The following is a 12,452-nucleotide window of genomic DNA, read 5'->3' as shown; positions in this document are numbered from 1 at the left end:
CGGCGGTCAACACCGCCGCGCAGTTGCGGCTGGCGGAGAACACCGCCACCCCGATCCCCGCCGCCTGCAGGCGGCGCACCAGCGCCACGGTGGACTCGAAGGCCGGAACCCCGTCCCGGGCAAGGCGTTCGGTGAACAGGCGGTCCTTCCGGTTGCCGAGCGCACAGACCGTCCCGGCGTCCTCGGCATCGGAGGGATCACCCGGCGGCAGCGAGATACCTCGTGCGGCAAGGAAATCGGTGACACCCCGATAGCGGGGTTTGCCGTCGACCCAGCGCAGGTAGTCATCGTCGGTGAAGGGTGACAGCTCCTCGCCGGGCGCCGGGGCGCGGTGGGCCAGGAAGTCGTCGAACATCTCCTTCCAGGCCGCTCGGTGGACGGAGGCGCTGTCGGTCACCACACCGTCCATATCGAAGATCACCGCGTCATGGCGCCGCGAATCGAGCAGCGGCGTGGTCCTTGTGCTCGTGTCCACCTATCCAGCCTGGTGGGCGGCGCATTCCGCGCCAAGGGTCCTGTAGCACACCAGAAGGGACCAACGGCCCCTGTGGCGCAGCCCACCGCGCCCTAGCGTGAGTCCATGGACCAACAACTGCCCGGCGACAAAGCGATCGAACCGGCCGTCCGCCTGGCCGGTCGCGCACCGTCGCTGCACAACAGCCAACCGTGGCGTTGGGTCTTCGACGGCACGGCGCTGCACCTGTTCTCGGTGCGGTCCCGGATGCTGCCCGCCACCGACCATTCGGGACGGCAGATGCTGCTGAGCTGCGGTATCGCGCTGGGGCACCTGCGCGCGGCGCTGGCTGCCGTCGGATGGCGAATCCGGGTCGTGTACTTCCCCAATCCCACCCGTCACGATCAGCTGGCGACGGTCGAGTTCGAGCCCGCGCGCATCGTCACCGACGCGGACGTGGATCGGGCCGCCGCCATCGAGGTTCGCTACACCGATCGGCTGCCCTTCGCCGCGCCCGCCGACTGGCGCGAATTCGAGCCCGTCCTGCCGGTCGTCGTCGATTCGTTCGACGCGGTGATCACCGTGCTGCCCCGTGACGCCCGCGCCGAGCTCGCCCGGGCGTCCCGTCTCACCGCCGCCGTGCGCCGCTACGATTCCGGGTACCAGGCCGAATTACATTGGTGGACAGGGCATTCCCTGGCCGCCGAAGGAATCCCGCCCGGCGCGCGCGTCTCCACCGAGGAACGGCGGCGCGTCGATGTCGCCCGTGTCCTGCCCACCGTCGACAATGAACCCCGCCGGACCGAAATCGAGGAGGACGAATCCGTGGTCCTCGTCGTGTCCAGCGGCGAGAGTTCCGCCGATCTGCTGCGCTGCGGTGAGGCGCTGTCGACCATCCTGCTGGAATGCACGGTCGCCGGGTACGCGACCTGCCCGCTCACCCATGTCACCGAACTGCCGCAGAGCCGGGCCATCATCCGCGCGCTCACCGGCCGCACGGAGCAACCCCAGGTCCTGATCCGAGTCGGGACGGTTCCAGCTTCCGATCGGCTGACCGCCCGCACCCCGAGACTGCCGCTCGCGCAAATCCTCGACGTCACCGCCGCCTCCACCGTGGCCGAATGACTCTCGGCCATCACTACGATTCGCCCAGCGAACTATCGTTGTACATACAGCCCGAACAGAATGGGAACCGGCCATGATCAAGGTTTTTCTCGTCGACGATCACGAGATCGTCCGCCGGGGACTCGTCGACCTCCTCGACAGTGACCCGGAGATCACCGTCGTGGGCGAAGCCTCCGACGCCGCCACGGCCCTGGCCCGGATCCCCGCGCTGCAACCGGATGTCGCGGTCCTCGACGTGCGCCTGCCCGACGGCAACGGCATCGAACTCTGCCGCGACCTGCTCTCCCGCCTCGAGCATCTGCGCTGCCTCATCCTCACCTCGTTCACCGACGAGCAGGCCATGATGGACGCCATCCTGGCCGGGGCCAGCGGCTACGTGGTCAAGGACATCAAGGGCATGGAGCTGGCCAAGGCCATCAAGGAGATCGGGGCCGGGCGCTCGCTGCTGGACAACCGGGCCGCCGCCGCGCTCATGGATCGCCTGCGCCGCAGCACCCAGTCCGACGGTCCGCTCGCGGGGCTCACCGACCAGGAGCGCAAACTCCTCGATCTGCTCGGCGACGGCCTCACCAATCGCCAGATCGCCGAGCGAATGTTCCTCGCGGAGAAGACCGTCAAGAACTACGTCTCGCGCCTGCTCGCCAAGCTCGGCATGGAGCGTCGCACCCAGGCCGCCGTCTACGCGACCAAACTGCGGGCCGACCACCCGCAACCGCGGTAGCTCGGATTCGATGCGCTCGCCGTGCCCGCACTGCTGTGCGGGCACGGCGAGCGTCTGTGCGCGGCCGTCCCGACTCGCCCCGGCCCTGCATGAGCCGGCCCCCGAGCCCAAGCGTTCCACCAGTAGTCCTGCCGGGACACGGCGTTCGGATCGGTGGTACCGGTGAGAGCCTTCCGTGACCGAAGAGCCACGTTTCGCGGCGAAGACTTGATCGACCGGCACACCACCTGATCCGTGCAGGATACGCCTGGCCTCTGCTGTTGGAATCGCCCCGTAACCCGGGGGCCGACCCTCATAGTCTGCGCTGCCCAATGCCGCCCTCGCAGTTGCGGCAAGTCCTCGGCTACAAGGCCTTTGGTCCCGGGACACGCATGCGTGCCGCCTCTACCGGGGCCGTGCGCGGCACGGAACCCTCGACTACATGCCTGTCCACGCCCACGCGAGCACCGAAGCGGATCATGTTCCGCCCCAGACTGTTCGCTGCGTTCCCGCTGTCACCGCCGCCGCGCGGACCGCCGAATCGGTACTGGCCGCACTGTCCAGCGGCGACAACGGGCTGACCCGAGCCGAGTACGAACGCCGGGCACACACCTTCGGACCCAACGCCATTCGGACCCACCACGCGCGACTCGGACCGGTCGTGGCGCGGCAGCTACGCTCGCCTCTGCTGCTGTTGCTCGCGGTGACCGCGGCGGTGTCGTTCTTCCTCGGCGAGCGCACGGACGCGATCGTCATCGGCGTGATCGTGGCGATGTCGGTGGGACTGGGCACCATCAACGAGTTTCGCGCCGAGCAGGCCGCCGAAGCCCTGCACGAGCGCATCCGGCACCGGGTCGTGGTGGTGCGCGAAGGCCGAGCGCGCGCGGTGGATCTCGCCGAGCTGGTCCCCGGCGACGTCGTCGAATTGCGGCCCGGTGAACTGGTGCCCGCGGATCTGCGCCTGCTATCGGTCACCGGCCTGCAATGTGATGAATCGGTGTTGACCGGAGAGCCGGAGGCGGTACGGAAATCGGTGGATCCGGTGCCGGAAGCCGGGCCGCTCGCCGAGCTGGCCTCGTGCGCGCTCATGGGCACCGTGGTCGCCGCCGGCACCGGGCGCGGTGTGGTGACCGCGACCGGCGGCGACACCGAATTCGGGCGTATCGCGGTCGGTTTGGCGCGGCGCGAACCCGAGACCGAATTCCAGGTCGGGCTGCGCCGATTCTCGATGCTGCTGGTTCGCGTCGCCGCCGTGCTGACCATCGGTATCTTCGCGGTCAACCTGGTGCTGCACCGGCCGCTGCTGGACGCGCTGATGTTCTCGCTGGCCATCGCGGTGGGCATCTCGCCGCAGCTGCTGCCGGCGGTCGTATCGACCAGCCTGGCGGCCGGTTCGCGGCTGCTGGCGCAACGCAAGGTGCTGGTGAAGCGGCTCGTCTGCATCGAGGATCTGGGCGATATCGAGGTGCTGTTCACCGATAAGACCGGGACGCTGACCGAGGGACGGATCGAGTTCATGCGGGCGGTGGCCACCGACGCCGGGAGCGACAGCCGGGTCGTCACCCTGGGCATGATCTGCACGGACGGCGTGGTGCGGGACGGTCATCTGACCGGCGGGGACGCGCTCGATACCGCGCTGTGGGCGGCCCCGCTCGCGCCGCACGAATCCATCCAGCGGTATACACGGCTCGCCACACTGCCTTTCGACCATCGGCGGCGGATGGTCTCGGTGCTGGTGGACGCGACGGGCGGCAACCGGCTGCTCATCACCAAGGGCGCGCCCGAGGCCGTGCTCGCGTGCTGCGAGGGTGTCCCGGAGACGGTCGGGCGGGCGCTCGAGGCCGAATTCGCGGCCGGGCACCGGGTGGTCGCCGTGGCCGTCCGGTCCGCGGCTGGACAATCCTCGCTGGTCGCCGCCGACGAGGCAGGCCTGCGGTTGGCCGGATTTCTCGTCTTCCTCGATCCGCCGAAATCCTCTGCGCGCCAAGCGATCAGCCGACTGGACAGGCTCGGCGTCGCGGTCAAGGTCATCACCGGCGATCATCCCACCGTGGCGGCGCACGTGTGCGAACAGCTGGGCCTGCCGGTGGGCGACAGCCTTTCGGGCGCCGAGGTGGCCCGGCTGTCGGACCTCGAGCTGGCCGAGAGATTGCCTACCACAACCATTTTCGCCCGGGTCGATCCGGAGCAGAAGGCCCGCATCGTGCGGGCGCAACGCTCGCTCGGGGTGGATGTCGCCTATCTGGGCGACGGCGTCAACGACGCGTTGGCGCTGCACGCCGCCGATGTCGGCATCTCCGTCGACGCCGCCACCGATGTGGCCAAGGACGCCGCGGATGTGGTGCTGCTGGAGAAGGACCTCCAGGTGCTCGCCGACGGGGTCACCCAGGGCCGGCGCGTGTTCGCCAACACCATGAAGTACGTCCTGATGGGGACCTCGAGCAATTTCGGCAATATGTTCAGTGCCGCGGGCGCGTCGGCCTTCCTGCCGTTCCTGCCGATGCTGCCGTCGCAGATTCTGCTCAACAATCTGCTCTACGACTCCAGCCAGCTCGCGATACCCACCGACGATGTCGACGCGGAGCAACTGGCCCGCCCGTCCCGCTGGGACATTCGGCTCATCCAGCGGTTCATGCTGGTGTTCGGCCCGATCAGCTCGCTGTTCGACTTCGCGACCTTCGGGATCATGCTGTGGGTCTTCCACGCGGGCGAATCCCTGTTCCACACGGGCTGGTTCGTCGAATCGCTGGCCACCCAGACGCTGGTGCTGTTCGTCATCCGCACCCGCAGAACGCCCTTCTACCGCAGCCATCCCAGCGTCGCCCTGCTCACCGCCACCCTCGCCGCCGTCGGGATCGGCGCGCTGCTGCCCGCGACCCCGCTGGCCGCCACTCTCGGCTTCCAGCCCCTGCCCGGCGGCTTCTTCGTCGCGCTGCTCGCCATGATCGTCGTCTACCTCGCCCTGGCCGAGGCCGCCAAGCACTGGTTCTTCCGCACCACCCCGACCGTCCCGGCCGCCCGCGAACGCCGCACCGACCACCGATTGCGCCGCCGCGCAGCCCGTTTCGCTACCCGGCCCGCTTCGCCACCAGTCGCACCCCGGTCACCAGGGTCGGCTCGATGGCGATGATAGAGTCCATCACCCCGTCGACCCAGGGCCGCAACCGGCGCTCGTACCGTGCCACGCGTTCCGGATCGGTCACCGTGCGGGCGATGCCCGTCACCACCACCGACCAGCCCAGCTGTTCGATCGGGTCGATGTCGTCGGCCTCATATGCCACAACGACATTCGAGTCCGCGCGCACCGCCGACGTCAGCCGGGAGGTGAGCCGGGTGCGTACGACGATGACCTGCCCCGAGTCGACCAGGTGGTTGACCGGCCGCACCGCGGGCAGCGCGTCGCGAGTGAAGATCACCCGCCCGAACGGCACGCTCGCCAACAGTCGCAGCGCCTCCGCCCGCTCCATGCTCTCGGTGGCGCGGGGGGCGAGGGCATCCTCGGACAGCCCACTCATGCGACCACCTCCGAATGCCGCAGCACGACCGGGCCGGACATCACCGGCAACGATCGCACTCGGACCGGTAGAGCTCGGAGCACACCCATGAACTGACAACCCTTTCGCACAAATCCCCTGAACCGCAGACCCCACGGTCCATGTCAACATCAACGCCGACGCCCCGGACAGGGCCGAAGGTCCCGTCTCGAACCTCCTTCGGACACCCGGACCGCCGGCCCGAGACCTCGATATTGGGCGGTATCCCGCGTCGCCCGGCGCCGAAAGGTCCCCGGCAGCGAATGGCATCGCCGGTCATGCACTTGTTTCCCGATGCGGCGTGACCTTCTCCTCTGTGTCCGCCCGGGCGGCCGCACGCACGCTGGAACCACGAACAACCAGGAGGAGGCACGTGATGGAATACCGGGTGAACGTCTGCGAGACGCCACCGCAGGCGGTGTTGCGGATACCGCTGGAGATCCGCCCGGACCTGTTGAGCGAGGGCATCATCGGCGGAATGGGCCGGCTCGCGGAGGTGGCCGAGAAGGCGGGGTTGGTCGCCAGCGGCGCGCCGACGATCACGTTTCACCGGGAACTGCCCACCGAGGAATCCATCGTGGTCGACTTCGGGCTCCCCATCGAAGCGGCGCCCGCACTGGGCCCGAGTTCCGGTGCGCAGCTGGTCATCCAGCCGCAGGCGCTGGTGGCCCGCACCTGCCATCGCGGCAGCTACCACCAGATCGACGCGGGCTACCGGGCGTTGCGAGAGTGGGTGCGGCAGACCGGCTACCGGCCGGTGGGCCCGCCGACGGAGGCCTATCTCATCGGTCCCGACGAGGTGAGCGATCCCCGGCTGCTCATCACCGAGATCCGGATTCCCGTCGCCCCCGCGCCGGCCATCGCCGTCCACCTCGACACCGCCTTCGACCATGCGCTGGCCACGACCCGAACAGCATTGCGGGAGCACGGATTCGGCATTGTCACCGAGTTCGATGTGCAAGCCACGCTGCGCGAGCGGACCGGCGAGCACATCGACGAGTACGTGATCCTCGGCGCCTGCCATCCGCGGCTCGCGGGCCAGGCCCTCGCCGCCGACCAGCAGGCGGGGCTGCTGCTGCCCTGCAATGTCGTGGTGCGCGCCGACGAGACCGGAGTGGTCGTCGAGGCCGCCGACCCCGAACTGCTGGTCCACGTCATGGCCCGGCCCGAGCTCGCCGACGTAGCGGCGCAGGCCCGCCACCTGCTCGCGGCGGCACTGTCGGACCTGTCCCATCCCGCCGCGGCGGCAGGCTGAAGCGACCGGGGACCATGGTCCCATTCAGAGCGGGTACGAGTCCTCTCACCGAATTCAGGCCTTGCGATCAGGCTCGATACATGGAAACGACCGACACCCACATCGCCGTCATCTACGCCAGCGCACAGGGATCCACCCGCGAGATCGCCGATTTCATCGGTGCCTCCCTCGCCGCCCGCGGCGCGACCGTCGAGGTCGCCGACGCCGAGCACGCCCCCGAACTCACCCACTTCGACGCCATTGTTCTCGGTAGCGCCGTGCACAATCGGGCACTGCTGCCCGAACTGGAGCAATTCGTCCGTACGCACACCACCGAGCTGCGCACCCGTCCGGTGTGGCTGTTCAGCGTCGGACTCGGACCCGCCCTGGTGGGGCCCATCGGACGTCTCATGGGCCGAGTTGTCCCGAAACAGATTGCCGCGGTGCGTGACTCGATACCCCCGCGCGACTACAGCGCCTTCGCCGGTCACTACGAGCGTGCCGGCGTCTCACTGTCGGCACGGACCGTCTACCGCGTCCTCGGCGGCACCCGCTACGGCGATCTTCGCGACTGGACGGCCATCACGACCTGGACCAACACCATCGCGCAGGCACTGAAACTCCCTGCCCCGCAGGCCACTCCGACCCACCCCTGATCGCCCCCTTTCCGAGAAAGGCCACGCCGATGAGCCAGCACACCGACCCGTTCGGCCCGGCGATCCACACCAGCCGCATCTGGTTGCGCACCGTCGCCGACCGACTCGGCACCGACGACCGGATGACGGCCCTGCAGCTCCTACGCGCATGGCTGCACACCACCCGTGACCGCCTCGACATCGGCGGGACCGCGCATTTGAGCGCCCAACTGCCCACCCTGCTGCGCGGCGTCTACTACGAAGGCTGGACACCCGGACGCGTTCCGGTGCCCCACGATCCGCAATCGTTCCTGCACCAGTTCGCCCGCAGCGCAGACGTGCCGGTCGAGGAGGCGGGACGATCCGCGGCGGCCGTCACCGACGCGCTGGCCCAGCTCTTCTCCCCCGGCCAGCTCGACCACGTCCTCGCCCAACTGCCCACTCCCCTGCGGCGAATTCTGCTCGGCTCCGACTTCAGCGACATCCTCACCGCGGCAGGCATTTTCGAGACCCCCGAGGGGCGATAGTGACCATCCGCCACGCTCCCCTTGTTCATCCTCGCCCTCACGATCCTGCTGTTGCTCCTGCTGCCGGGGTCGAAGAAAGAACTGAAAGAACTGGAGTAGTCATGGGTGACTATGTCGCTACCTTCGATGAACTGCGACTGACCGACGCCGACCGGGCCGGCGGCAAGGGCGCCAATCTCGGCGAACTCGTCGCGGCGAAACTGCCGGTGCCGCCCGGGTTCGCCGTCCTGAAATCCGCCTACGAGGAGGTGATCCGCGCCGGAGCGCACGGGGCCGAACTCGACGAGCTCTTTGCCCGCGGGCTCACCACCGCGCAGGGGGCCACCCGACCCGAGGCGGATCAGCTCGACGAATCGTGCCGCCGGATGCGGGAACTCGTGCACGCCACCGCGATCCCGGCATCGGTCCGCGACGCCGTGCTGTCGGCCTACCACCAGCTCGGTGAGAAGGTCACCGTGGCCGTCCGTTCCTCGGCGGTCGGTGAGGACGGTGAAAGCGCCTCCTTCGCGGGAATGAACGTCTCGCACACCAACATTCGCGGCGACGATGAGCTCATCACCGCGCTGTCGGACTGCTGGGCCTCGCTGTTCACCCCGCGCGGACTGACCTACCGGGCCCGGCGCGGCATGCACGACAACCCCGAGATGGCGGTGGTGGTGCAGCGCATGGTCACCGCCCGCGCCTCGGGCGTGGCCTTCACCGCCGATCCCGCCACCGGTTCCCACGATCGCGTCGTCATCGACGCCGCGCGCGGCCAGGGCGAAGTGGTCGTCTCCGGAGCGGTCACCCCCGACACCTACGTGCTCGACGCCGCCGGACCGACCCTGCTCACCAGCCGGATCGGCCGCCAGCCCTTCGCCATCGTGGCCGGCCCCGACGGGGATCAGCGCGTCGAGCTCTCCGAATCCGAGGCCGCGGCGCCCGCGCTCACCGAGGACGAGGCCCGGGCCGTGGCCCGGCTCGCGCTCGAGGTGCAGGCACACCACTACGGCCGCCCACAGGATGTCGAGTGGGCCTTCGACGACGAGCGCCTGTGGCTGGTGCAGGCACGCCCGATCACCATGCTGCCCAACGACGTCGACGCGAAACCGCCCATCGCGCACACCGTCGAGGGTCGCGTACTGGTGCGCGGCCTGGCCGCCGCACCCGGCCGCGCCACCGGCCCGGTCCGCGTACTGCTCTCGCCCGCGGAGGGATCGGCACTGGGCGACGGCGAGATCCTGGTCGCGCCGATGACCAATCCGGACTGGCTGCCGACCCTTTCGCGCGCGGCGGGCGTCGTGACCGACAGCGGCGGCATGACCTGCCACGCCGCCATCGTGGCCCGGGAGCTCGGCATTCCCTGCATCGTCGGGGCCCGCACCGCGACCACCCAGCTGACCACCGGCCAATCGGTCACCGTCGACGGTTCCACCGGCCAGGTGTATTCCGGAAACCCGCTGCCCGCCTCGATCACGGCCATCCCGCGCCCGGTGTCCGCGGCGCCCGCGCCCGAGGCCACCGCCACCCGCGTCTACGTGAATCTGGCGCTGCCCGAAGCCGCGGAGCGGGTCGCGGCCACCGATGCCGACGGAGTCGGCCTGCTGCGCGCGGAGGTCCTGCTCACCCAGGCGCTCGGCGGGCGGCATCCCCGCGACCTGATCGCGCGCGGCGAAGACGAGAAGTTCATCCGGTCCATGACCGAATCGATCCACCGCATCAGCTCCGCGTTCGCGCCGCGACCGGTCGTCTACCGGGCAAGCGATATGCGCAGCAACGAATTCCGGGCCCTCGAGGGCGGCAACCGGTACGAGCCCCGCGAGCACAATCCGATGATCGGATTCCGCGGCTGCTACCGCTATGTGCGCAAACCGGAGATGTTCCGGCTCGAACTGGCGGCACTCGCCCGCGTGCGCGAACAAACCCCCAACGTGCACTTGATGATTCCGTTCGTGCGCACCCGCTGGGAGTTGGAGCGGTGCCTCGAGCTCGTCGACGCCAGCCCGCTCGGACGCCAGCGCGGACTGCACCGCTGGATCATGGCCGAGGTGCCGTCGGTCGTCTACCGGCTGCCGGAGTACGTCGAGCTGGGCATCGACGGAATCTCCATCGGCAGCAACGATCTGACCCAGCTCATGCTGGGCGTCGACCGCGATTCCGAGGAGTGCGCCGAGCTGTTCGACGAGTCCGACGCGGCGGTGCTCGACGCCATCGAGCAGATCGTCACCGGCGCCCGCGCGCTCGGCATCACGTCCTCGCTGTGCGGGCAGGCGCCGTCGACGAATCCGGAGTTCGTGGAGCACTTGGTCCGTGCGGGCATCACCTCGGTATCGGTCTCCCCGGACGCGGTCGACCGCACCCGGCGTGCGGTCGCCGCCGCCGAACGGCGAGTACTCCTCGACCACGCCTTGTCTGCGCCACCGCACCTGTGACCGAACCGCGCGTCCGCCGGACGGCTTCGAATACATGTCGGAGGAGGGAGCTTGATTAGACTGGTAGCGCCGCTAAGGGACAAACGGTGCACGCACCCTAGATGATCAGGACAGTCGGAAATGACGGTTGAGCCCCGAGACGGCTCCTATTCAGTGCGCGACACGCTCTCTCAGCTGCGGCTGCGGGAACTGCTCACCGAGGTGAAGGACCGGGTCGAGCAGATCATCGACGCCCGCGACCGAATGGACGGCCTGGTCGAGGCGATGCTGGCGGTGACCTCCGGCCTCGATCTCGACCAGACCCTGCGCACCATCGTGCACACCGCCATCAGCCTCGTCGATGCCCGCTACGGCGCGCTCGGCGTGCGCGGCGAGGACGGGCTCGAGCAGTTCATCTACGAGGGCATCGACGAGGAGACGCGGGCTCGGATCGGCGATCTGCCGGAGGGCCGCGGCGTGCTGGGGCTGTTGATCAGCCAGCCCAAGCCGATTCGCATGGAGAACCTCGCCGATCATCCCGCGTCGGTGGGCTTTCCGGAGCACCATCCGCCGATGCGCACCTTCCTCGGTGTCCCGGTGCGGATCCGCGACGAGATCTTCGGCAACCTCTATCTCACCGAGAAGTCCGGCGGACAGCTGTTCACCGAGGACGACGAGGTGATCGTGCAGGCCTTGGCCGCGGCCGCCGGTACCGCCATCGACAACGCACGGCTGTATCAGTCCAGCCGCACCCGCCAGGCGTGGATCGAAGCCACCCGTGACATCGCCACCGAATTCCTGGCCGGTACCGATCCCGACGAGGTGCTGGCCCATGTCGTCGCGCACGCGCGCACGCTCACCGATTCGAAGTGGGCGTTCCTGGCCGTCGACGACGAGCCCGGCGGCGATCTCGATGCGGTCGAGGGGCTGCGGATCAGCCAGTGCTCCGGCCCGGATGGCCAGGGGTACAACGGAATCGCGCGCACCACGGACACCGCGATCGGCGAGGTCTTCCGCGGAGGTCGACCCCTGCGCCCCACCGACAAGGACGATCTCGGACTCGATATCGCCCTCGGCGCCGGTCACTCGCTGATCCTCCCGCTCAACGCACAGGACTCCACCTTCGGGGTACTGGTGATGGTGCGCCCGATCGGCGCTCTCCCCTTCGCGGACGAACTGCTGGAATTGGCAGGCGCGTTCACCGATCAAGCCGCCCTGGCGATTCAGTTCGCCGAGGCCCAGCAGCGCATGCGCGAGCTCGATGTGCTGACCGATCGCGACCGCATCGCCCGCGATCTGCACGATCACGTGATCCAGCGCTTGTTCGCGGCCGGACTGAGCCTGCAGGGCACCGTGGCTCGGGCCCGCTCAGCCGAAGTGCGGGAACGACTTTCCGATGTCATCAACGATCTGCAGGACGTGGTGCAGGAGATCCGCACCTCCATTTTCGACCTGCACGGCGGCGCGGGCAGCAGCACCCGGCTGCGCCAGCGGATCGAGGAGGTGATCCGCAAGCACACCGCGGACACCGGTCTGCGCACCTCCCTGCGCATCAGCGGGCCACTGTCGGTGGTCGCGGCCGACCTCGCCGACCACGCCGAAGCCGTTGTGCGCGAAGCGGTATCCAACGCGGTGCGACATGCCGGCGCCGACACGATCACGGTGACCATCGATGTGTCCGACGACCTGACCCTCCTGATCGCCGATGACGGCCACGGGATCCCCGAGAACATCACCACCAGCGGTCTGCAAAACCTGACCCGCCGGGCCGAGGATATGGGCGGCACCTTCGCATTCGGTCGAAATCCCGACGGCGCGGGGACCTTGCTGCGCTGGGCGGTACCGCTGCACTGA

Annotated in this window: 10 protein-coding genes; 8 read left to right on the top strand and 2 right to left on the bottom strand. The window is 69.0% G+C overall.

What is annotated here, in order from left to right:
- Positions 1 to 475: HAD family hydrolase (locus ON43_RS39485; RefSeq protein WP_373283532.1), on the bottom strand; the 475-nt coding region annotated here is incomplete at its 3' end.
- A 105-nt stretch (positions 476 to 580) separates the two neighbouring features.
- On the opposite strand from ON43_RS39485, the gene ON43_RS39480 reads away from it, so the two are divergent.
- The 3 genes from ON43_RS39480 (at position 581) to mgtA (ending at position 5,409) form a co-directional block, all read left to right on the top strand.
- The gene (locus tag ON43_RS39480; RefSeq protein ID WP_051180041.1) at positions 581 to 1,579 is read left to right on the top strand and encodes an Acg family FMN-binding oxidoreductase; all 999 of its coding nucleotides are present in this window, start codon (positions 581 to 583) and stop codon (positions 1,577 to 1,579) included.
- 73 nt (positions 1,580 to 1,652) lie between these two features.
- Positions 1,653 to 2,300, top strand: a complete 648-nt coding sequence (locus tag ON43_RS39475; protein WP_040815893.1) for a response regulator transcription factor — start codon at positions 1,653 to 1,655, stop codon at positions 2,298 to 2,300.
- A 421-nt stretch (positions 2,301 to 2,721) separates the two neighbouring features.
- A complete protein-coding gene (mgtA, locus tag ON43_RS39470) occupies positions 2,722 to 5,409 on the top strand; it encodes a magnesium-translocating P-type ATPase (protein WP_083914226.1) in 2,688 nt (895 codons plus the stop codon).
- Here the strand turns inward: mgtA and ON43_RS39465 are convergent.
- Positions 5,348 to 5,794 carry a pyridoxamine 5'-phosphate oxidase family protein gene (locus ON43_RS39465; protein ID WP_040815892.1) on the bottom strand — a complete coding sequence of 149 codons (447 nt, stop codon included), beginning with the start codon at positions 5,792 to 5,794 and terminating at the stop codon, positions 5,348 to 5,350. The two genes, mgtA and ON43_RS39465, sit on opposite strands and share 62 nt — an antisense overlap.
- Positions 5,795 to 6,188: 394 nt before the next feature.
- Here ON43_RS39465 and ON43_RS47100 point away from each other — a divergent pair, with 394 nt between their 5' ends.
- From ON43_RS47100 to ON43_RS39440, 5 genes are all read left to right on the top strand, one after another.
- Positions 6,189 to 7,067, top strand: coding sequence for a DUF302 domain-containing protein (locus ON43_RS47100; RefSeq protein WP_306304996.1), 879 nt, complete (start codon positions 6,189 to 6,191; stop codon positions 7,065 to 7,067).
- An 80-nt stretch (positions 7,068 to 7,147) separates the two neighbouring features.
- Positions 7,148 to 7,702: a flavodoxin domain-containing protein gene (locus ON43_RS39455; protein WP_040815891.1), complete on the top strand. Its 555-nt coding sequence runs from the start codon at positions 7,148 to 7,150 to the stop codon at positions 7,700 to 7,702.
- 29 nt (positions 7,703 to 7,731) lie between these two features.
- Positions 7,732 to 8,208, top strand: coding sequence for a DUF2267 domain-containing protein (locus ON43_RS39450; RefSeq protein WP_051180040.1), 477 nt, complete (start codon positions 7,732 to 7,734; stop codon positions 8,206 to 8,208).
- A gap of 101 nt (positions 8,209 to 8,309) precedes the next feature.
- The gene (gene ppsA / locus ON43_RS39445) at positions 8,310 to 10,619 is read left to right on the top strand and encodes a phosphoenolpyruvate synthase (protein ID WP_040815890.1); all 2,310 of its coding nucleotides are present in this window, start codon (positions 8,310 to 8,312) and stop codon (positions 10,617 to 10,619) included.
- A gap of 120 nt (positions 10,620 to 10,739) precedes the next feature.
- Positions 10,740 to 12,452 carry a GAF domain-containing sensor histidine kinase gene (locus ON43_RS39440; protein ID WP_040815888.1) on the top strand — a complete coding sequence of 571 codons (1,713 nt, stop codon included), beginning with the start codon at positions 10,740 to 10,742 and terminating at the stop codon, positions 12,450 to 12,452.

It is taken from the genome of Nocardia concava NBRC 100430, from assembly GCF_000308815.1.
GTDB lineage: Bacteria > Actinomycetota > Actinomycetes > Mycobacteriales > Mycobacteriaceae > Nocardia > Nocardia concava.
Note: the sequence above shows the minus strand (reverse complement) of the source record. Positions and strands in the feature narration are given on the sequence as shown.